Raw genomic sequence first — 22,123 nt, forward strand, 5'->3', positions numbered from 1 at the left:
CAGGCGCTGACGAACAAAGAGAGACCTCTCATTCGTCAGTGCGCAAAACCTTCGGTTTTGATCGGGTTTAAAGCAGGCTTACTTTCTTAACTTGATGAAGCCCATAATGCCAGCCCGCAGGGGCAACCGGGGTTCTCGTATTTTTATCCGCTCCCTTCCCTGGGTTTGTCGACAGTCTAAAGTCAACCCATGGCTGGCTCCAAAGCGTTGGCTGTTTACAACCGATAAGTGGGGTTGGGGAAGCCTGGGCGGAAGGCTTCCACCAAGTAATTCCCTGTCTCTAAGGCAAATTCCCCCTTGATGTCCTTTAGGGCTGCTTCCGTTTCAGTTTTAAGGATCTCAGGGTCTACCGCTGCTCGAAGGTTGATGGTCAGCTTCCCTCCGGAGATGGCCTCCCCCAGAACCTTGTCCAGATTCACCATGGACTGGATACTGGTACAGCTCAACTTGGCGCTGTCCCCTTCTCCCTCCAGGAAAAGCTTAAGATGCCCGATTTCCCCCAGGTGATCCACAACACTCTCCTTGAGACTTTGTCCCAGCGTTTGAAGGAAGCGGTTGCCATCAAAGGCGTGCCCCCCCTGTATGGTGACCTGGGCATTGAGCCAGCCCATTTCGGCCTCGGCATCGCCATAGGTTTGGTACTCCACCTCGATCTTTCTCGTGCTGGCCCCCCGGACCTCTTCCCCAGTGACCGCGGATAACCATTCCTTCAATCCCTCCCCGGTTTTTGCCGAGATTTCCAAAACCTGACCATGGGGATAATTCTCCATTAAAAAGGCCAAAAGCGTTTTTTTCCTTTCATCATCAACGGTATCAATCTTATTTAAGACGATGAAATCTGCCTCCTCCATCTGTTTTTCCATGATGTAGTAGACGCCCTCAGAAAAGGCGGTGGTATCCTTTGCCATAAACTGGGTCAACCGGTCAGGCTCCACCAGTACCGACAGTGGCAGCACCGTAATGTCCCCCGCCTTTCCGGCCTTGGAGGGCTTCATAATGGTGGACACCAAATCGGTACAGCTGCCCACAGGCTCCGCCAGCACAAAATCCTTTGTCTCCATGGCCCCAATCTTTTCTGCAAAGCCCGGATAGTTACAGCAGAAGCAGCTTCCTGTTAACTCGACCACATCCAGCGCCTGGCTCTTGGCATACTGGGTATCCACCAAAAAATCTGTTTGATCATTGGTAATAAGCCCCACGGTTTTATCCTGGGCCTTAATCCGCTCTGCTAACTGCATCATAGCGGTGGTCTTCCCCGCCCCTAAAAATCCACCAATAACCATTAACTGTGCACATTTCATAACCATACTCCTTTTTTCTTTTATCATTCCGACTTCCCGATAGGGTTAAACCTGGGCCAATTCTTCACATAGCTCCTGAATCCGATTCTGATATTCTTCTAAGGTCTCCCGCCAATTTCCCAAGCAATGGCGTCCCTCTGGGGTAATGCGGTAACGCCGCTCCCGTCCGGCGTCACTGGATTCAATTAGCCCCCGCTCCGCCATTTGCTTTAAGTAACGATAGACACCAGTGGGGTCCGGACTCTGTCCCTCAAAGATGGCATACTCCCCAATCTTCTTAATAATGGCATAACCATTAATCTCACTTTCCTGCTTTAGAATTGACAGGATAATGGGTTGAATGAAACGTTCCAGGTTTTTCCCCTGACAGGATTTACATTGCTGGATCATCATGGATTTCCTCCTGATTCATATAATATCCCTTTCTCACTATTAGACCATATCTACTATTAGACTATATCTAGATTATAGGAGGATGACCCTGCTGTGTCAAGAAAAAAATAGTGATTCCTTCCCACTTCTATAAAAAAGCGGCCCAGACCAAAAGGTCTGAGCCACTTTCATGGGGGTTGTCTCTTTATTCTCTTCTATTCTCCGAATACGGCAATATAGTCTTTTCTGAATTTTTCGATGCCCTGATCCGTCAAGGGATGCTTGAGCATGGCTTCAATGACCGAAAGGGGTACGGTACAGATATCGGCTCCCAAAGCAGCACACTCCAATACATGAACGGGGTTGCGTACACTGGCAGCGATGATTTCTGTGGTGATGCCCTGAACGGCAAAGATATCAGTGATTTTTTCAATGAGATCAATCCCCGGTGAGGCAATATCATCCAACCGTCCAAGGAAAGGGGACACGTAGGCGGCACCAGCCATCGCCGCTAAAAGAGCTTGCCCGGCAGAGAAAATAAGGGTCATATTTACCGGAATATTCTCCTCGGCTAAGGTCTTACAAGCCTTTAGCCCTTCATCAGTCATGGGGATTTTAACCACCATATTCGGATGGATTTTAGCAATTTCCCGCCCCTCTGCAATCATTCCTTCTGCATCGGTGGTGGTGGCTTTGACCTCGCCACTAATGGGTCCATCTACAATATCCGTAATCTCGGCGATCACTTCACCAAAATCCCGGCCTTCTTTTGCGATGAGGGAGGGGTTGGTGGTTACACCACAAATCACACCCATATCATTGGCCCGCCTTATATCTTCAACATTGGCAGTGTCTAAGAAAAATTTCATGCTATCATCCTCCTTGGGATTTTTAAATCCCTTATAAATTCAAAATTTCTGCAAAATTATCCTTCAGCTGTGGATACAGCTTGTCAAAAGCGGCGTAGGTGGCATCGTATTTTGCCCGCATAGCCGGGTTTGGATCATAGTTTTCAGCTCGCATCTTAATGATTTTATCACAGGCATCCTGGACATTGGGATACATTCCCGTTCCCACGGAAGCCAGGATAGCGGCCCCCAGGGCTGCGGCATTCTCGGAGTTCATATCCGGCAGGCAAACGGGCATATCGTAGATGTCTGCCATAAGCTGACGCCAGAAGCGGCTCTTGGAGCCCCCGCCGCACATCCGCATAATGGCGGGTTCGATTCCGGATTCACGCACAGCGGTCAGTACATCCCGGAGGGCATAGGTAATGCCTTCCATAACAGCCCGGGTTAAATCCCCCTTGGTGTGGGTGGCAGACAGGCCAACGAAACCAGCCCGGCACTGTAAATCAAAGTGGGGAGATTGTTCTCCGGTCAGGTATGGCATATAAATCAGGTTATTGGCACCCGCCGCTGAGGCCATGGCATCCTTATTAATCTGTTCGTATTCCATATCGTCGCTGTAGAACATATTCCGATACCATTTCAGGGAATTCCCGGCGGAGTTAACGCTGCCCATAAAATGCCAGGCATCAGGAACGGCCATACAGAAAGTGTATACCCGGGCCTTTTCATCCATCATGGGCTTATCGGCATAGGCAAAGACCGTCCCTGAGGTCCCTATGGTGGTCATGGCCCGGCCCGTTGCAACAACACCGGTCCCTACGGCACCAGCGGCGTTATCCCCGGCACCCCCGACGACGACTGTTTTTTCAGAGAGGCCCAGCAGCCCCGCGACATCCTTGGTGATGGTCCCGGTGACCTCCGGTGATTCGTAGACCTTCCCCAGCATGGATTCCTTGATGTCCAGGGCATCTAAGATAAAGGGAGACCAGCAGCGATTCCGAACGTCCAAGAGCTGCATGGCGGAAGCATCCGAAACCTCCGTGGCGTATTCCCCGGTGAGGCGATAGCGCAGATAATCCTTGGGCAGCAGGATATGGGCGGTTTTTGCGTAGATTTCCGGTTCGTTTTCCTTGACCCATTGAATCTTGGCCGCAGTGAGGCCTGGCCGAACGGGGTTACAATTGATTTCCATCATCTTGGCATCCGTCACGATCCGGCGAACGGATTCGCAGGATTCTGTGGTCCGGGCATCATTCCATAAAATCGCCCGACGCAGGGGATTCCCTGCGGCATCCAGCATAACGGCCCCCATCATCTGGCCGGACATCCCAATGCCCTTGATGGCTCCAGCGGGGACTCCGGATTCCTCAATGACATAGCGCATGGTAGCAATGGCTGCTGAATACCAATCCTCAGGGTCTTGCTCGGACCAACCATTGTGGGGCTGGTATACCGGATACTCCTGGGCCATTTGGGCAATTTCTTTCCCATTTTGATCAAACAATACGGTTTTAACGCTGCCTGTTCCTAAATCCAGTCCAATTAAATATTCCATAATATTCCTCCTCAAAATTAATGAATTTTTGTTTGCCGTAACACACCAATCCCTGACTTCCCCAAGCCATGGATATCTTACAAGGTTTACAAAGCCTCTGAGCTTCCCTTAAGCTTACTCAGAATCAACCGAAATGGTCTGGAATTCCACCCAGGGTATATCGACCTTTTCACCCTCGTTGAGGAGCTTGTCCACATGGAGGAGCAATGGGAATTCCGAAGCATCAATCTTACCGGCGGCAGCCATGGCTTTAACGGCACTGGCAGTACGGGTGGCGATGACCACGGCTTCCAGGGTTTGTCCCGCTAATTTCTCAGTGATTTCTTCCATGGACAGCCCTTCCCCAAGGTATTGACCGACACTTCGGCTCCGCCCCCCGGCTACGGTCACGTCCAGGTCTCCGGCGGCGTACATAATCATCTTATGGGTGCCTCCCACAATTTCCAAAAGATCGTCCATTTCCTTTACACTTTGCTGGAAGAGCGCAGCCTTGGAATTCACATGGGCGATACCATCATCCCCACATAAATTTTTCAGACCGATGGCCAGGGCCGTACCCAGGGCATAGCCGTTTTTCAGGGCAACAGCGGCTTCCAGGCCAACAATATCATCGGTTAAACTAATATGATAATAATCCGTCTGGAAGAGTGCCCGGATTTCCGCCAGCTTTTTAAGGTCCCGGCCGCAATAGCCCACAAAGGAGTGATCGTGGTCCGAGAGATCCCGGGCAGTACAGGGGCCGCCAATGGCATAAATTTCTAAAGTTGAATCCTCTGGCAACCGTTCTTCCCAATACTCTGGATAGACCTGAAGGGTCCCATCGGGATAATTGATCATTCCCTTGGTTACCGAAATCATGGGGACGCCCTTTGGAATAATAGGGATAATGGCTTCCAAAAACCAATCCACTCCAAAACTGGAGACACCACAGACCACCAAATCACACCCATCAAGGGCAGTCTCCACCTCATCCACCTTGTAATAATGAATGCCGTGATGGAGGGTTCGGGTTAAATTAATATGATAATCATCCTTCCGAAGGCCATCGATGACGGCATCATCCAGGGGGGACCCCACCAGTCTGACCTCATGCCCATTTTCAAACAGAGGGAAGGTCAGTGCTGAGGCCATTTGACCAGAACCAACTAAGGTAACAATGCTCATTTCACTCACTCCTTGTATTTTTTCTTTGATACGGGCATTGTACGTTGATTTTTAAACAAAGTCAATAGAATACGTGCAACTTTTCCATTATTTCGAGATTATTCTTAATTAAGATGGGAATAATTTCATTTTATAAAAATCATGGTCTTTTTTTGCACAATTTCTTCCTTGACACCCCATAATATCCCACATATAATAGAATTAAAATTTCAATGCTAAGTTTTTTTGGGAATATTCCCAAGCCAAGGAGCCCTTTATGGATCAGAAGAAAATTAATCAAATCCTTCGTATTTCAAAATTATATTATGAATTGGACTTGGGACAAGTCGAAATCGCTGCTAAGGAAGGCATCAGTAAATCCACCGTAAGCCGTTTGCTCAAAGCAGGGAAGGATATGGGACTAGTGGAGGTCCGTATCAAAGAGCCCATGCTCTCCTTCGGAGATTTAGAAGCCCAACTCCTCTCCCGGTTTCCACTGAAGCGCGTGACCATCGTTCCGGATTTCGTGAACAATCCCCAGATTCTCCTTCGAGATGTCTGTACCGCCCTGGCAGAGGACCTTCCCCGATATTTAGACGATGATTGTACCTTGGGCGTTGCCTGGGGGAGTACCCTGGAAATGCTGTCCACTCTTTTAATTCCCATTAAACGCCGGGGCATCTCTGTGATCCAGCTTTCCGGGGGCTATTCCCGGGCCATCCACGAATCCAGTGCCTTGGAAATTCTTAAAAATTTTGCTGGCAGTGTGGATGGTACCGCCTATGTTATCCCCGCCCCTGCCATGGTAGATGCTCCTTTTATCGCAGAGGCCATTAAGCAGGATTCCCAGGTGAAGCGCATCCTTAAAATGGCAGAACATTGCCAGACCGCCGTCTTTTCTGTGGGTAATTTAGCCCGACCCTCTGTTATTTATGAAATGGGATTACTCACGGATGCCCAATATCGGGATATGGAATCCAGAGGCTGTATTGGGGATGTCTGCTCCCATTTCATCAATGCCCAGGGCGATATTTTCGACCACACCCTGGACAACCGTGTGGTTGGAGCCTCCTTAGATACCATCCGGGCCATTCCCAATAAGCTGCTTTTAGCCAGCGGTGTCGTCAAGGCCCGGGTCATTTGCGCCGCACTGCGCGGCAGCCTCGTCGATAGTCTTTATATCGACGCACCCACCGCCATGGAGGTCCTCAAGCATCGTTGATTATTGATAATGATCAAATAATTATATTTAGAGAATCGTATTTTAACCCTTTTCAACCTTTTGTTTTCCTTAAGCATATGGTAATATATGAATGAATAGATGTTTTTCGATTCCTAAACCCCAAAGGAGAAGTTTTCATGAAACGATTCATTTCCCTGACACTCGCCCTCATCAGTCTGATTGTTCTGACCTCTGGCTGTGGACAAAGTGCGAAGAAAGTTGCATTAGACCCACAAAATCCGACTAAGATTACGATCTGGCATTACTACAACGGTGCCCAACAGCAAGCCTTTGCCAATGCCATCGCCGAGTTTAATGCAAGCGAAGGCGCCAAGCAGGGCATTCAAGTCAGTGAATCGACCCAGGGTACTGTTTCTGATTTAGAGAAAAGCGTTATGGATGCCGCTCAAAAGAAAGTCGGTGCCCCCCAAATGCCCAATATATTTGCCGCTTATTCTGACACTGCCTATGAACTGGATCAAATGGGGACCGTGGCCGATTTATCCCCCTATTTTACCGAAAAGGAACGCCAGGCCTATATTGATGGCTATATTGAGGAGGGCGATTTTTTCAACAACGGCAGCCTTAAGATCTTCCCGGTTGCCAAATCCACGGAAATTTTAAGCATCAACGAAACCGATTGGCAAAAATTTGCTGATGCTACCGGGGCTTCTAAAGACGATCTTAAAACCATTGAAGGGATTACCAAAACAGCAAAAGCCTACTATGAATGGACGAACGCCAAAACCCCGGATATCCCCAATGATGGCAAAGCCTTTTTTGGACGGGATGCCTTTGCCAATTATATGATCATTGGCTCTCGACAATTGGGGACAGAAATCTTCAATGCTCAAAATGGACAATGTACCTTAAATTTTGACAAGGCCGTCATGCGCAAACTTTGGGATAATTACTACCTTCCCATGGTCGCTGGATGGTTTGATGAAGAAAACCGCTTCCGCAGTGATGACATCAAAACCGGGCGCATTATCGCCTGCGTCGGCTCCTCTTCCAGCGCCAGCTTCCTCCCCAGTCAGTGCATCCTTTCTGATACCGAAAGCTACCCCATCACGATGACGTCCACCGTTGCCCCCCAGTTTGAAGGAGGCAAAGCCTACGCTGTCCAGCAGGGTGCGGGAATGGTCGTCACCGAAGCTGACGAAAAAGAGGTCTATGCCTCTGTGCAATTTCTCAAATGGTTCACACAGCCTCAGCAAAACGCAACTTTTTCTGTTGAGTCTGGTTATCTCCCCGTCACTAAAGAGGCCAGTACCGAGTCCTATCTTGCCTCCGTCATGACTGATTCCGGAACCAAAGAAAAGGTTGTGGACGCACTCAATTCAGCTGCCAAGACGACGGAGAATAATGAAATGTATACAAATAAAGCCTTTAAAAATGGTGGTGCTGCCCGAAGCATCCTTGAGCATACCCTGCCTCAAAAGGCTGAAGCCGATCGCAAAATCTTACTTGAAATGGTGTCAACGGGCACAGATTACAACACCGCATTGGCACAATTAAATACAGATGCAAATTTTGATGCCTGGTATAAGGATACCCTCAGCCAATTGGAGGCTGCTCTCACCCAAGAATAAATACTCAATGGACCATTTGTATTCCTTCAGAGGAGCGTATGGATATGACCCATCTAAAAGAAAAAAAACAAAGCCTTCGCATCCAATTGCTCATCCCCATCTGTCTCCTGCTTATTACCCAAATGGCTCTTATTTTTATCAGTATTTTCGCCAGCGGACTGCTGGGCCGCCTGGATGAATCGGCGGCTCAGGTCCTCGGCCGAACCGTTCAATCCAGACGGGATTATCTTCAATACGATATGGTGAACAAATGGCGTGAAACCGGCGATACAGTATCTCAGCTGGATGCCCTTTATGCAAATAGTGGCCAGAATGCCGCCAGTCTGTCCTCTGATGCCAACGCATATACCGATTATCTCCGTCAGGCAACCCCCATGCTCATTTCTATGATGCGAACCAATGCCGTCTCTGGGGCCTTTATCATCCTTCGAGGTGGTCCTCTTCCTGCGGATCCAGCAAAGGATAGCCTAACGGGCATCTATATCCGGGATCGGGACCCTTCTTCCGTCTATAATAGTGATAACAAGGATCTCCTTTTTGAGCGTGCTCCAGTGGATGTTGTGACACAAACCGGCATCACCACTGATTCCTATTGGACCCCTAAATTTACCCTATCTGAGGATAATGCAGACCACCGTTATTTTTATAATCCCTATCGTGCCGCTTTGGAAAACAAAGGCTTATCCGATACTGATTTAGCGTATTGGTCACCAGCTTACCACCTAAACGAAGAGGATAACGCCATCTCCATCGCCTACTCCGTCCCACTGATTGCGGATGATGGTACTTTATATGGTGTCCTTGGTGTGGAAATACTGACCGACTATCTCATAAAACAACTACCGACAGAGGAAATTACAGATAATGGCAGTGCCTATTGTCTGGCGATTCAACCAAAGGGCGACGGTCCCTACCAGGCTGTCGCGGTTAATAGCACAAATTATCAACTAACTCAGGACACCTTGAGAGAGTTTAATCTCCAGCCCAGCCGATATGAAAAATGTAGTTTTCTTACGGGACTACAAAACACATCTCAAATGGTTGCTGCAACAGGGAAGCTATCGCTTTATAACCGCAATGCACCTTTTTCTGACGAACAATGGGTTCTCATGGCCATTGAGCCAAAGACCACCCTATCCAGCCTTTCCTGGAATACGGGCCTTACCCTTGCCATTATTGTGGGCACGATTTTCATTGTCAGTATCATTGCCACCATTATCATCACAAAACGGCTAATCGCTCCAGTGTCTAAGCTTGAAAAAGAAGTACGCACCGGGATCTCTGCCGGTACCCCCGTCCCACTCACTGCCACAGGAATTAGTGAATTGGATTCCCTTGCCCAAGGTGTTGAAGCCCTCAACCGGGAAGTCATGCGGACCGCAGGAAAATTGACCCATTTACTCAAAATGTCCAGTATCAATCTGGGTGCCTTTGAATTAGATGAGGATCTTGAAAAAATTCTGTTTGTCAGTGATGATTTCTTCGATGTTTTTGGAGAAAAGAATTTATCCGCCCAGAATATGGACTATCATACCTTCCTCCATCGGCTGAATGCCTTTGAACCTTATGCCTTGCCCAAGACCATAAAGGATGCCCCACAACAAAAAGAACGGGTTTATGAAATCCCCAAAGAAGATGGTACTTTATGGATTCGAGTACAGGTGGAAATGCAAAATAACTTAATCACTGGATTTGTGGAAGATATCAGTCTTGAGTGGCGCGAACTCCGTCAAATGGAATATGAACGGAACCACGATGTTCTCACAGGTCTCATGAATCGCCGGGCTTTCTTAGAACGGTTCCATAATATTTTTACTGATGGAACCCTGGAGAAGGACAAATACGCTGCCTTGATTATGTTGGATTTAGACAACCTAAAATATGTTAATGACAGCTTTGGCCATGAAGCTGGAGACGTCTATATCCGCACAGCTGCAACACAGCTTTTAGCCGGTAGTCCAGCCGATGCCTTAGTTGCCCGGATGTCCGGGGATGAATTCATCCTATTTTTCTACAATCTGGCGGATATGGTGACCCTTCGAACAGCCGTGTCCAACCTGGAAGAAAATGTCCAGGGCCAATGCGTCATTCTACCTGAAGGTAAGGGGCACACCTTACACATGTCCGCTGGTGTCGCAATCTATCCAACGCACAGCTGCGAAGGGAATTCTCTGATCCGATATGCTGATTTTGCCATGTACCAGGGAAAGAAAGGAATCAAAGGCTGCTTTACCTACTTTGATAGCAGCATTTATGATGAGGCCCATCGGCCCTAAGCGTATAATAAAAGGACTATCCGTTCTATAAGGGATAGTCCTTTTATTTTTTTCATTAATGGCTCTGAACTACTTCCGACCAATGGCTTTTTTGGCAGCTTGTACAATAGCAGTGGTGTTCAGGTTATAGTGTTCCAATACATCCACAGCTTTACCAGATTGTCCAAACTGATCCATGATCCCGACCTTTTCCACCGGAGCCGGCAGGGTTTCAGCCAGTACTTCACACACCGCACCCGCTAAACCGCCGATGATCGAGTGTTCTTCTGCGGTAACGATGGCACCGGTTTCCTTGGCAGCAGCGACAATGGCATCCCGGTCAATGGGTTTAATACAGCCCATATTTAACACCCGGGCACTGATCCCTTCACCAGCCAGAATTCCAGCGGCTTCCACAGCCTTTTCAACCATCAAACCGATGGCGATGATGGTAACATCCGTCCCTTCTTTCAGGGTGACGGCCTTACCCAGTTCGAACTGATAATCTTCCGGCAGGATGACTTCTGTTGCCAGACGACCCAGACGTAAGTATACCGGTCCGTTCAATTCAACGGCAGCATCCATCATCCGCTTGGTTTCTACGGCATCCGCCGGGACCAGGACCGTCATATTGGGCAGGACACGCATCAGGGCAATATCTTCCACAGATTGGTGGGAACCCCCATCTTCCCCAACGGAGAGTCCCGCATGGGTACAGGCCACTTTGACATTCATCTTAGGGTAGCAGATGCTGTTCCGAATGACTTCAAAAGCACGACCTGCTCCAAAGATGGCAAAGGTACTGGCAAAGGGAACTTTCCCCGTAGTCGACAGGCCAGCAGCCATACCCATCATATCACATTCTGCAATCCCAGCATTAAAATGGCGTTCTGGAATGGCTTTTTTAAAGTCAGCGGTCTTGGTGGCGCCGGAGAGGTCGGCATCCAGGACGACGATATTTTCATTCTTTTCGCCCAATTCCACCAGGTATTTTCCGTAAGCTTCTCTCGTTGCGATTTTGCTCATATTCGATTCTCCTATCTCTAATCTCGCTTAGGCGTCTAATTCAGAAAGGGCCTGGGCGACTTCGTCCGCATTGGGTCCCTTACCATGCCAGCCCGCATTGTTTTCCATATAGGAGACACCCTTACCCTTGACGGTCTTACACACCAGCACGGTGGGCTTACCCGCCACGGTTCCAGCCTGTTCAAGTGCAGCGCGGAGCTGATCGAAGTTATTGCCATCCTCCACGACGATGACATTCCAGCCAAAGGCGGCAAATTTTTCATCAATGGGGTAGGGACTCATGACATCGGTAATGGCACCATCAATCTGGAGGTTGTTATTATCCACAAAAGCAATCAAATTATCCAGCTTATAATGGGCAGCGCTCATGGCGGCTTCCCACACCATCCCTTCCTGGAGTTCACCATCCCCTAAGAGAACATAGGTTTTCCAGTCAGCCTTGTCGAGCTTGGCTCCCAGAGCCATCCCAACGGCAGCGCCAATACCCTGACCTAAGGAACCCGTGGACATATCCACCCCGGGAATCTTCTTCATGTCCGGGTGACCCTGGAGCATGTGACCGATCTGGCGCAGGTTATCCAGTTCTTCCTTGGGGAAAAAGCCCTTGGCTGCTAAAGTCGCATAGAGGACCGGGGCAGCGTGTCCCTTGGACAGCACAAAACGATCGCGGTCTTCTTTTTTAGGATCCTTAGGATCCACATTCATTTTTTCAAAATATAACAGGGCTAAAATTTCTACGGCGGATAACGATCCACCTGGATGACCGGAGGCGGCCTTGCCAATCATTTTAACAATATCTTTGCGGATATCCTTGGCTGTTGCTTCTAATTTTCCCATAAAGTTCTCCTTCGAAAAGATTTCTATCTCAAGCCCAATACCATCATTGGGCCAGGATATCTATTTACCGGGCTAATTTAGCCCAAAATAACCAGAATTTAAAATTTCCACCTCGAGATGGGCATCCCCCATAAAGGTGTATACCCGGGGAACCCGTTTGTTCACCATACAGACCAGCTCGTAATTGATGGTCCCCAGCTTTTTCGCTAGCTCATCCACCGCGATGTTCTCCCCAAAAAGCTCAACCTCATCAAAGAGGGCCACATCTTCAAGGTCTGTAATGTCCACAGTGCATTGATCCATACAGATATTGCCCACTACCGGAGCCCGATTACCTTTAATCCAGACTTCTGCCCCTTTGCCCGACAACATCCGGGTATACCCATCAGCATAACCCACAGGAAGGGTGGCAATCACCCGATCCTCTGTGGCAATGTACTGTCGCCCATAGCCCAGGGAATCTCCGGCGTGAATGGTTTTGATATGGACAATCCGGGTTTTAAAAGTCATCACAGGCTTTAGGGGCAGGCGCTCTTTCTTGACCTCATCCGAGGGATACAGGCCGTACAGAATGATCCCTGGCCGCACACCATTAAAAATGGTCTTCTCAAAATCCATGATGGCAGCACTGTTTTCCACATCTTTTAAGGGAATGGTAATCCCCCGTTCCTTTAAACCCTTCACCACCTCGGCATAACGGGACAGCTGGAGATGGGTAAAGGTTTTATCGGCACAATCTGCCGTGGCAAAATGGGTAAACATCCCTTTAACAGTAATCCCCGGCAGTTCAGCAATCTGAGCGATGGCCTCCACCGCCTCATGCCATTGCCAGCCAATCCGGCCCATTCCCGTGTCCACCTTCACATGAACCGGGCAGACACAGCCTTCGGACACACAGTAATCGGACAGTGCTTTGGCAAACGCATGTTGGTACACCGTTGGCTCGATATCCCACTCTACCAAATCCGGTATGGTATCCTCCGCTGTAAAGCCCAGAAGCATGATACTGCTGCGATCAATACCCTTTTGACGCAGGGCAATGGCTTCATCCAAAAAGGCTACTGCAAAGGCATCAATCCCCTCATCCTGGAGGGTTTCCACCACCTCAATGCCATGACCATAGGCATCGGCTTTCACCACACCGATAATGGTTGCCCCGGGGCCCACCAGCTTCTTAATGCCGTTCAGATTATAAATCAAGTTTTCCAGATTAATCTCTGCCCAGGTTGGACGATGGGGCGGCAGTTCCAAAACCTCGCCTAAATTATCATAAATTCCCATACTTTTCCTCCTTAGCTTGCCGTTGCACTGACTAAGGCCAGCACCAACCGGCTGGCATTGGCCACCGATTCTTCAAAATGGGCATCATAGGTCGCCTCAAGGGCCTCGTCTGCATGATCGGAAATACTGCGAATAATCATAAAGGGAATCCCATTCACCCAGGCTGTCTGGGCCACGGCGGCCCCCTCCATCTCCACGCAGGCCCCGGAAAGTTCTGTGGCCAGGGCCGCTTTAAGCTCCCCTGAGGCCACCACCCGGTCTGCGGTTAATACCCGGCCAGCCAAGGCTGGAATCCCCAGCCCCGCTGCGGCCGCTTTCGCTTTAGACAATAAATCCGGGTCTGCTTCAAAGAGGCGCACCCCCATTTCAGGGATTTCCCCCAGGGCAAAGCCGGCTGGGGTAGCATCCATATCGTATTGCATGGCATCCTTAGAGAGGACAATATCCCCCACATCCAGGCCACTGGCTAAGGCCCCGGCGACCCCCAGATTGATGAGGCAATCTACCCCGTAGCAATCAATGAGGATCTGGGTGCACAGCGCAGCGTTCACCTTTCCCACGCCACATTGTACTGCGGTTACCTCTTTACCATTTATTTTTCCGGAAACAAAGGTCATCCCAGCCTTGGTAAAGGTGGTGGACACCGTCATGCTTAATACAATGCCCTCGACTTCTTCCTTCAGTGCTGCTATTATTCCAATCATTTTTCATTCTCCCTGACAAGTAGTACCACAGCTTCTGATGCAATGCCTTCCTCACGTCCGGTAAAGCCAAGCTTTTCTTCCGTGGTCGCCTTGATGTTCACCTGGTCCACCGTTGTACCCAGGGCCGCGGCTACCCGCTTTTTCATCCCCGGTATATAGGGTGCACATTTAGGTTTTTGAGCGATGATGACCGCATCTACATTGCCGATGCCATAACCGGCACCAGCCATCATGGCTGCCACATCCTCAAGAAGCTTGATACTATCCGCATCCTTATACGCTTTGTCAGTATCTGGAAAATGTTTGCCAATATCTCCCTGGCCAAGAGCGCCGAGTACCGCGTCCATAATGGCATGGGTGAGAACATCCGCATCGGAATGGCCCAAAAGGCCCATCGAATGCTCGATTTCTACTCCGCCGAGAATCAGCTTCCGTCCTTCCACCAGCTGGTGGACATCGTAGCCAATTCCAATTCGCATGGGATTCATAACCCATCCTCCGTTTCTTGGGAATCACTAATCCCGAAGCATTAGTTTCATCCTATTGTTAATTTAACCACAATCATCCTTTAAAGTATAGCCATTCTTGAACAAAATCGAAAATGGTAAACTATTACAGCAAAATATTACTGGTTTTTCCCCAATATTTTGAAGTTATTTCTTCTTTATTTTTTATTTTGTAAAAATACTTCTCAATTGCTTTTTGTTCAGCGGCTTATAAGAATTATTATAGCACTTTTTTTCACAGAGGGGTAGGGGTTCTATGGCTCACCACATCTGAGGACTGTCACATATTATTCAGGTTTGTATTTTCCATTTACATTTTTGAATATATTTGATATAATTTTATTAAAAGAATAATGAAAAGGATAATGTGGTGAGAATCCACAACATGATTGAATCGGGATGCCTTTATAGGATGTGTCCGATAATCTGAATTGATTAATTCAGGGATATCATGTTTCTATGCGATCCCGGATAACGGGATTTTTTTATTGCATAATATCTACAGCTCAATACAGTTTTTGTTTTGAAAGGGATGAGTCCATTGTGCCAAAATCAAGATTAATTACGTTTTGAAAATTTATTTACTGCCACATAGTACATTAAATACCATGATGAAACGAGAGGGTTATTATGAAAAAAACAACAATCAGTCTATTGATCGTTTTCTTAATTGCGCTACTATCTGTATGTCCCGTTTTTGCAAATGAAGAATCCACCCTTGTCAACGACCAAGAATTAATCGAAAGCGAAATCCAGTCTAGAGAGTTAAACTTATGGGATCGTCGGAGCTTCAGCTTTTCTTTTGATGCCAGCTCAAGGGCAACGATGGAGAAAGCATTGCAATCTGCCTTAATCACAGCAGCGTCGACTGGCATTGGTTCACTTGGAGGGACACCTGGTGCAATGCTTGGCGGTGGTCTCGGTGCCTTTATTACTACTTTTGCAAATGATTCTACAGACCAATACTACTCCGTTTTCGGCAACACCGGCTACGGCTCTGTTACTGTTGCTCGTTATCAAAATAAATTAAGGGCTGGAGTCTATCTTTATTCAGATGCAAACCATGCTCATTTAGTCTATCGAAATACCTATGCAACTAATAATTTCAAATAAGTGTACATCATGAAGAAAGGACTCCTCAGGTCATTCATACTGTTTACAGTAGTTGTAATTATCCAGCTAATGGCCATTATTCTTGCGAAATTAATATCTCATGATATTCGATGGCCTATATCCAATTTTAGTGCTTTTTTCAGTCCACTACGATCGGTCATTTTTCCACAGCTTACCCTGTCCACTATTTTCACATTCATTGTTATACTCGTACTACAGAGAAAAAAGTAAAGAATTATCTTTTCTCCACTAAGAACACAGGCAAAAGAGTTCTATTCTTTGTCTGTGTTCTTTTACCCGTCCTGCAGTTTGGAGCTGTGACAATCAATGTTTTAAAAGCAGCCTGTCTGAAAAAAGCATCACCTTCAGCGGCGAAACCGTCCCTTCCTATACTTCTCCAAATCCGCCTTCCACCAAAGCCACCAGGGCATCCACGGCTTCTACTTCATCGGGTCCATTCCCGGTAATTTTAATCCGTGTCCCCATGGTGAGGGTCATGCTCATAACATTAATAACGGATTTTGCATTGCCTTCCTTGGAGGGCTCCGTCATCCGGGTGATTGTCAAATCCGCCTGGTACTGGCCGGCGACCTTGGTAAATTCTGCTGCGGGACGGGCATGAAGTCCCGTGGGATTAACGACTTTCACTTCTTTTGCATACATATTTTTTCCTCCTGATTAAACAACAAGGCACGGCAGTAGGGGAACCGCCGCGCCTTTGCTTCGGCCACCCTAGGGGAGGGTAGCCATATCTGAATCTTGCGAGATCAGCAAATTAATTTGTAGTTCCTATAGGAACAATTCATCCTGGAGCTTACGCAGCTGGACAATGAGGTTATCATTATTCAGGATAACATCATCATAGGTGATCACGTCGCCTGCCTTTTTATCCACGGTGAGCTGGGTTTTCTTATCCACCAGGCCCATGGGCAGGGCATTCTGTGCATCCGCTTCCGCCGCGGCCATGAAGGTTCCGCGGATGGTGTAGCCACCGATGCCGTCTAACATTTCTCCGGCCTTCATATCCTTTTTAGCCACAGCAATGGTTTCTGCCACACGGCCAGCCCGGGGAACGATGGTGGGTTCGTGGTCGATGCAAGCCTTGGCCACGGACATGGGGGTTTCCAAGGAAGTTAAGTGATAGGGGCGATACAGGGTGTAATTGGGGCCAGGTCCCATGCTGAGGTAAGTTAATTCTGCGGCGATATCCGGCTGATCGGTGCCGATGATGACGAACACCCCCGGGGCTACGCCATTGACGTATTCAATAACGCCATAGTTATCCAGAACCCCGCCCCGACCTTCGCTCTTCAGGCTCAGGACATCATTTAATCCTTTGACATCACTTTCCGGACCATGGGCACCGGTGACATCAGGTACAAAACCCGTGGCATTGGCCATAGCAGTCATTTCCACCATGGTCTTGGTTCCATCCTTAAAGGCACAGATCATCTTGGGAGAGGCACCCTTTTCCTTCGCGATTTCCGCCACCGTATCCGGGTTGCATTCCAGGGCCAGGGCGTTGTTTTTCCCTTTCCCAACAACCTTGACATCAAAGCCTAAGCCCTTGGCATAATCGTACATTTCAATGACGGCACCGGGTTCATCCCCGGCAGAGCCCGTGTACACCACGCCGGCGTTATTGGCCAATTTCCAGAGGAGATGTCCGATACACACATCGGTTTCAACATTGAGCATACAGATATGTTTGCCGGCGTTAATGGCATCCATGGCAACCTTCGCCCCCACTTCCGGCACACCGGTGGCATCCACCGCACAATCGATGACATCACACTTTGTGGCGATTTCATTATTACTGGTGACGATGAATTTACCTTCCGCCAAGAGCTTGTTGGCTTCTTCAACGGTTTGGGCTTCAACAAAATCCACCCCTTCGGTATAGCCAGAATCCAGATAGGCCCGCTTGGCATTATCCAGGACCACATCTACAACAACCACGGGATCCATCCCCTTCATCGTCGTCATCTGTGCGGCCATTCCGCATCCCATCTGTCCAGCACCGACAATGCTGGCCTTTATGGATTTTCCCTCTGCTTCCAGTTGCTCCAACTTCACACTCATGTTAATCATGTGTCATACCTCTTTCTATCATATAATATTTATTGATGGCTTATTGAAAATGAATCTCAAAGGAATCTCCCACCTGTATCTCAGGAACGATACCACCGCCGTCCAGTTCCATCTGGCCTGGCAGCTCAACGTCAGCATGTCCTGAAAACTTCAGGGTGCAATGCCCCATACTAGCCAGGGTATGGTTGGCCTCCGCCCCTACGGCAGTTACCCTGTAGGCGCTGTTCCCCAAAATGACCTGGTCTCCCGGGGCGACATCCCGCTCCAATTCACACTTGGTGTGCAATACGGCCATTTCTGCCAAAGCCGCCGGTGCGTTATCATTAAAGACAATGATAAACCCACCTTCCTCTGCTAAATCCTGAACCAGTGGCCCGATATCCACAACATCGGTTTTGAACATCTTTAATGCTCCTTCTATTTTTTAATACAGCCCGATACTGAAGGCGAAGGCAATCAGCACCGCAATGGGGCCAGTGGCCAAACGCTCAAAGAGCACGGCGGGCACGCCAGCATCAATGGTTTCAGGTTCCGCTTCACCCAGGGATAAACCAACGGGGATAAAGTCACACCCAACCTGGGCATCGATGGCGAAGAGTGCTGGCAAGGCCAGGGAAGGATTAATGGCACCGCGGCCGATTTGTTCCCCAATGAGCACCCCAACCACCTGGGCAATGACCGCCCCGGGTCCAATAATGGGCGAAATAATGGGGATGGCACAGATAATGGAAACCACCAGCAAACCTGGCAGGGTATTTGCCAAAGGCGAAATGGTATTGGCAATCCAATCCCCCAGGCCAGACCCCTGGATAATCCCGATGAGCATGGCCACAAAAGCCATGAAGGGCAGGATATTTCGGATGACCATATCGATGGTATCCCGACCGGCCTGGAAGAATTTTGCGACAACACCACCAACGCCCTTTCCTAACCGAACCAGGAAGCTTTCCTTCTTCCCATCCTTGGCCTTTGATGCGCCATCCTTCTTTTCTTTCGTCGGTTCTGCTGCCGCTGTGTCCACCGGGGTATCTCCGGCATCTGCCAACTGGACACCCCCAGGCTTAACATCGGAAACGTAAATGTCTTCCATGATATACTTGGCCAAGGGACCACTCTGACCCACCGCCGTTAAGTTAATGGTGGGCACCCGTTTCTTGGGGTATACCCCACACCGGGCTGTTCCGCCACAATCGATGATCACACAGGCAAATTCATCGTCCGCCACACCTTTGGAGAAACCATCCACAGCCTCTGCACCGGTCAGCTCCGCTATGCGCTGTGCCAGGGGATCGATACCGCCACCCGTCACCGATACAATTTTATTTCTTTTTTCCGTGGGCTGAATAACCAGTGGTCCACCCCAGCCATTGGGTCCTTTGGTAATTTTTACTGCCTTATACATTTGCATTCGCCCCCTTCTTCATAAATCGAATGGTCAGACGTTCACACACTACCCCACGGATGAGAATGACGATAAGCCCAACAATAAAGTACCGAATGGCCAAGGGTCCTAAGTCCTTGCCCAAAGTGGTCAGGCCAGCCGCAATCCCACCGTATACAAAGTATTCACCCGCATTGGCATGGGGAAACAACCCGGTAATGGGGTGGCAGAAGGACACGGTGGCATCGTAAAATGCCGGTTTATACCGTTCGTCCAGGAAACGCCCCATAGTATAGGCCATGGGATTACACAGGAAAAACATCGACAATACCGGCAGCACCGTGTATCGTAAGAGGATGTTCTTTCCACAAATCACACCGAGCTTATCGATCTTGTCCTGTCCGACGATGGCGATAAGTGCATTCACCGCTGTGATCAAACACACCAGGGTTGGGATGATCCCCGTCACCCATCCCACAAAGGTTTCACCACCGAGCTGAAAAAGGCCGATGAAACCAGAGGCTAAATTCGCTAAAAAATCCATAATACCCTCCATAAAATATAATTTCTAAAACTGGATTATTCTGTTTCATGCATTGCAGCAAGGGGTCCTTCCAGCATAATAGATTTATTCACTGACGGCACCCGTTGTCCGGCTGTGTCTTCGGGCCAGCTTCATCGCAGCGGCATGAACATTTTCCCGATGGGCCTCGGGATCATCATCCCGGGCAATCCGCCCATCAATGGCCTCCACCGCCTGAATCAGTGCACCTTTTTTCTTACTGTACTCCTCAGGATCGTAGGGATGTTTTTTCCGACGATGCTTAAACTCTTTCTGATCCTGGGCGATTGCCAATGTTCTGAGCGCCTCCAGCCCCATGCCGTTATAATCCGACACATCCTTAAATCGGGCAAAGATGGTGACCCCTCGCATCACCTTACACGCCACCACCTGATCTGATCGGCGTTTGTAAGACAATACGATGACCTGCCCCTTCTTGGCAAGGCTGCCCTTGGTATGCCCTAACCCAACAATCCCGGTTCCCCGAAGGGCATTCATTGCGTTTTTATAGGCCCGAACCTGGATGAGCCCTAAAAACATTTGTAAAGCCATTAATCCAAAGACCACAAGAAACAAATAATTCATCATTGAACTCTGCATGGTTATTCCCCCTAAATCCAGAATATCTTACCGTTGACTTCACCCGTTGATGTTCATTTATTTGATATTTGAATTATAGTCCCTTATCTATCATTTGTCAATTTTAAATAATCGTCTTTATATCTCGTTTTCCGTTAGAACCCTTTATTTAAGCCATTTATTCATTGTTTTTTGATATCCTCCAAAATATTTGTTCTTTAGTTTTTACATAAGTGTTTTTACTTTTGTAAATTATACATGTAAATTATCTCGATTTTATAGGAATTTTAACATTTGCCAAAAATTCGATGTTTGTTTTTTAACGAACCTATTCTCTTATTCAGATGTAAAAACATTTCAAGTTATTGCATTTTTAAATCATATATGTTAAACTATTCACAAACGAATTATAAAAGGAAACCGATATGAAAAAAAATATAATTGACGATGAACGGATGATGCTTCGAGTCAGTGATCTCTATTATAATCATCGTCTCGGCCAGCAGGACATCGCCCTGAAGCTTGGCATCTCCCGTCCTACGATCTCTAAACTCCTCAAAGCTGCCCGGGATGTGGGAATTGTACAGATTACCGTCTCCGATATCAATGGACGGAAGCACTATCAAATGGAGCAGCACCTGGAGGAGAAGTTTGGCCTCAAAGAAGTTTTTATTGTTGAGAGCAAGGAAGATTCTTTGGAAACCAAGGAGTCCATCGGTGAGGCAGCAGCGACCTTTCTCTCCCGTATCATTAAGGAAGGGGATACCATCGGTGTCAGCATGGGGACAACGGTGGCCAGCATCGCCCCCCACGCCCAGGGGACCTACCATACCGGGCTTACCTTTTTACCCTTAGTTGGGGGGATCGGCACGGTGGAGAACGATCTCCATTCCAACTATATTGCCGAATCCTTAGCCAAAGCCTTTGGCGGCTATTATTTCCCCATTCACGCCCCTGCCATGGTTTCCCGGATTAAAACAAAAACCGAGCTGATGAAGGAGAACAGTATCCGCCGGGTTTTTAAAAAAGCATCCCATCTCGACATTGCCCTCGTCGGAATCGGAATTCCCAGCGCCCATTCCACCATGATTAAAACGGGTTATTTCACCCCAGAGATGCTGGCTGAACTCAAAACCCAGAATATTTGTGGGGATATCTGCATGAATTTCTACGATGAAAGCGGGGATATCGACCGCTACGAATATAACGAAAAAGTCATCGGGATTAATATTACCGCCCTGCGCCAGGTCAGCCATTCCATCGGGGTGTGCTGCGGTGCTGAAAAGGGCCAGGCCATCCACGGCGCCATCAACGGCGGCTTCATCAATGTACTGATTACCGATTATAATGCTGCCCTGGCCCTGGACAGTATCTAGATTTCCATTAAAAAAAGCACCTCTCAGGTGCTCAGAGCGTAGACAAACCAGCTAACCGAAGCAACACCACCGGTTCGCTGGTTTTGTTTTTTCCTTAAAATTGAAAAAAGCAGTAAAAAATGAGATAGGCGCAAAAGAATCCGGCTCAGCAAGTCCCCTTTTATACTTCAGGATGGCCAGCTTTTTTAAATTTAGACAGGCCAATGTCAGCCCGACCTGTATGGCAACCCGGGCTTTTCCGATGCTTTGGGTATAACGCATCCCATGATGTTCTTTGGCGGTGCCAAAGATCCGTTCGATGGTTTCTTTGCGTTTTTGGTATTGTTCTTTCCGGCCAAGGGTATGCCGGATATCCTCACAAATATCCAGGTAGTCG

At 48.3% G+C, this 22,123-nt stretch carries 22 protein-coding genes; 5 read left to right on the top strand and 17 right to left on the bottom strand.

Translation table 11 applies throughout. The features are described 5' to 3' along the window. Positions 1–215: 215 nt before the first annotated feature. From BLU30_RS04770 to BLU30_RS04790, 5 genes are all read right to left on the bottom strand, one after another. The gene (locus BLU30_RS04770) at positions 216–1,301 is read right to left on the bottom strand and encodes a GTP-binding protein (RefSeq protein WP_176770826.1); all 1,086 of its coding nucleotides are present in this window, start codon (positions 1,299–1,301) and stop codon (positions 216–218) included. Positions 1,302–1,346: 45 nt separating this feature from the next. After that, a complete protein-coding gene (locus BLU30_RS04775) occupies positions 1,347–1,694 on the bottom strand; it encodes a PadR family transcriptional regulator (RefSeq protein WP_090244011.1) in 348 nt (115 codons plus the stop codon). Between the two features lie 194 nt (positions 1,695–1,888). Then, positions 1,889–2,542 carry a fructose-6-phosphate aldolase gene (gene fsa, locus BLU30_RS04780; protein ID WP_090244012.1) on the bottom strand — a complete coding sequence of 218 codons (654 nt, stop codon included), beginning with the start codon at positions 2,540–2,542 and terminating at the stop codon, positions 1,889–1,891. Between the two features lie 31 nt (positions 2,543–2,573). Then, a complete protein-coding gene (gene xylB, locus BLU30_RS04785; RefSeq protein ID WP_090244014.1) occupies positions 2,574–4,079 on the bottom strand; it encodes a xylulokinase in 1,506 nt (501 codons plus the stop codon). A 114-nt stretch (positions 4,080–4,193) separates the two neighbouring features. Then, entirely contained in the window at positions 4,194–5,243 is a 1,050-nt protein-coding gene (locus tag BLU30_RS04790) for a glycerol-3-phosphate dehydrogenase (RefSeq protein ID WP_090244016.1), read from the bottom strand. A 256-nt stretch (positions 5,244–5,499) separates the two neighbouring features. Between BLU30_RS04790 and BLU30_RS04795 the strand changes: the two genes are divergently transcribed. The 3 genes from BLU30_RS04795 to BLU30_RS04805 all read left to right on the top strand — a co-directional run bounded on the left by BLU30_RS04795 (position 5,500) and on the right by BLU30_RS04805 (position 10,312). Next, positions 5,500–6,444, top strand: a complete 945-nt coding sequence (locus BLU30_RS04795) for a sugar-binding transcriptional regulator (RefSeq protein ID WP_090244018.1) — start codon at positions 5,500–5,502, stop codon at positions 6,442–6,444. A 137-nt stretch (positions 6,445–6,581) separates the two neighbouring features. After that, a complete protein-coding gene (locus BLU30_RS04800; protein WP_090244020.1) occupies positions 6,582–8,036 on the top strand; it encodes an extracellular solute-binding protein in 1,455 nt (484 codons plus the stop codon). 44 nt (positions 8,037–8,080) lie between these two features. Beyond that, the gene (locus BLU30_RS04805) at positions 8,081–10,312 is read left to right on the top strand and encodes a sensor domain-containing diguanylate cyclase (protein ID WP_176770827.1); all 2,232 of its coding nucleotides are present in this window, start codon (positions 8,081–8,083) and stop codon (positions 10,310–10,312) included. A 69-nt stretch (positions 10,313–10,381) separates the two neighbouring features. Here BLU30_RS04805 and BLU30_RS04810 read toward each other — a convergent pair whose 3' ends face one another. The 5 genes from BLU30_RS04810 to ispF all read right to left on the bottom strand — a co-directional run bounded on the left by BLU30_RS04810 (position 10,382) and on the right by ispF (position 14,618). Then, on the bottom strand, positions 10,382–11,317 hold the full coding sequence (locus BLU30_RS04810) for a transketolase family protein (RefSeq protein ID WP_090244024.1): 936 nt from the start codon (positions 11,315–11,317) through the stop codon (positions 10,382–10,384). A 27-nt stretch (positions 11,318–11,344) separates the two neighbouring features. After that, positions 11,345–12,154 (bottom strand): transketolase, encoded by an 810-nt coding sequence (locus tag BLU30_RS04815; protein ID WP_090244026.1) that lies wholly within the window; start codon positions 12,152–12,154, stop codon positions 11,345–11,347. Positions 12,155–12,226: 72 nt separating this feature from the next. Next, positions 12,227–13,435: an alanine racemase gene (gene alr / locus BLU30_RS04820; RefSeq protein ID WP_090244028.1), complete on the bottom strand. Its 1,209-nt coding sequence runs from the start codon at positions 13,433–13,435 to the stop codon at positions 12,227–12,229. A gap of 11 nt (positions 13,436–13,446) precedes the next feature. Next, a complete protein-coding gene (locus BLU30_RS04825; protein ID WP_090244030.1) occupies positions 13,447–14,139 on the bottom strand; it encodes a 5'-methylthioadenosine/adenosylhomocysteine nucleosidase in 693 nt (230 codons plus the stop codon). Beyond that, positions 14,136–14,618 (bottom strand): 2-C-methyl-D-erythritol 2,4-cyclodiphosphate synthase, encoded by a 483-nt coding sequence (ispF, locus tag BLU30_RS04830; protein ID WP_090244047.1) that lies wholly within the window; start codon positions 14,616–14,618, stop codon positions 14,136–14,138. Before ispF ends, BLU30_RS04825 begins: the two co-directional genes overlap by 4 nt. 657 nt (positions 14,619–15,275) lie before the next feature. On the opposite strand from ispF, the gene BLU30_RS04835 reads away from it, so the two are divergent. Beyond that, positions 15,276–15,758 (top strand): hypothetical protein, encoded by a 483-nt coding sequence (locus BLU30_RS04835; protein WP_090244032.1) that lies wholly within the window; start codon positions 15,276–15,278, stop codon positions 15,756–15,758. A gap of 387 nt (positions 15,759–16,145) precedes the next feature. Here the strand turns inward: BLU30_RS04835 and BLU30_RS04840 are convergent, their stop codons facing one another. The 6 genes from BLU30_RS04840 to BLU30_RS04865 all read right to left on the bottom strand — a co-directional run bounded on the left by BLU30_RS04840 (position 16,146) and on the right by BLU30_RS04865 (position 20,392). Beyond that, positions 16,146–16,421, bottom strand: coding sequence for an HPr family phosphocarrier protein (locus BLU30_RS04840; protein ID WP_090244034.1), 276 nt, complete (start codon positions 16,419–16,421; stop codon positions 16,146–16,148). A gap of 126 nt (positions 16,422–16,547) precedes the next feature. Next, positions 16,548–17,849 carry an NAD(P)H-dependent oxidoreductase gene (locus BLU30_RS04845; RefSeq protein WP_090244036.1) on the bottom strand — a complete coding sequence of 434 codons (1,302 nt, stop codon included), beginning with the start codon at positions 17,847–17,849 and terminating at the stop codon, positions 16,548–16,550. Positions 17,850–17,889: 40 nt separating this feature from the next. After that, positions 17,890–18,252 (bottom strand): PTS glucitol/sorbitol transporter subunit IIA, encoded by a 363-nt coding sequence (locus tag BLU30_RS04850; RefSeq protein WP_090244038.1) that lies wholly within the window; start codon positions 18,250–18,252, stop codon positions 17,890–17,892. A 21-nt stretch (positions 18,253–18,273) separates the two neighbouring features. Then, entirely contained in the window at positions 18,274–19,257 is a 984-nt protein-coding gene (gene srlE, locus BLU30_RS04855; RefSeq protein ID WP_340148124.1) for a PTS glucitol/sorbitol transporter subunit IIB, read from the bottom strand. Beyond that, positions 19,244–19,774 (bottom strand): PTS glucitol/sorbitol transporter subunit IIC, encoded by a 531-nt coding sequence (gene srlA / locus BLU30_RS04860; protein WP_090244039.1) that lies wholly within the window; start codon positions 19,772–19,774, stop codon positions 19,244–19,246. The genes srlE and srlA overlap by 14 nt, the downstream gene beginning before the upstream one ends. 84 nt (positions 19,775–19,858) lie before the next feature. Beyond that, positions 19,859–20,392 carry a transcriptional regulator GutM gene (locus BLU30_RS04865; protein ID WP_242873509.1) on the bottom strand — a complete coding sequence of 178 codons (534 nt, stop codon included), beginning with the start codon at positions 20,390–20,392 and terminating at the stop codon, positions 19,859–19,861. Between the two features lie 404 nt (positions 20,393–20,796). On the opposite strand from BLU30_RS04865, the gene BLU30_RS04870 reads away from it, so the two are divergent. Then, complete coding sequence (locus BLU30_RS04870; protein ID WP_090244040.1) at positions 20,797–21,747, top strand: sugar-binding transcriptional regulator; 951 nt, start codon at positions 20,797–20,799, stop codon at positions 21,745–21,747. A gap of 51 nt (positions 21,748–21,798) precedes the next feature. On the opposite strand, the gene BLU30_RS14490 is transcribed toward BLU30_RS04870, so the two are convergent. Then, positions 21,799–22,123, bottom strand: a 325-nt coding sequence (locus BLU30_RS14490) for a transposase (RefSeq protein ID WP_242873510.1), incomplete at its 5' end; no start/stop codon positions are given.

Origin of the sequence: Eubacterium barkeri, assembly GCF_900107125.1 — a bacterium.
Lineage (GTDB): Bacteria > Bacillota > Clostridia > Eubacteriales > Eubacteriaceae > Eubacterium_O > Eubacterium_O barkeri.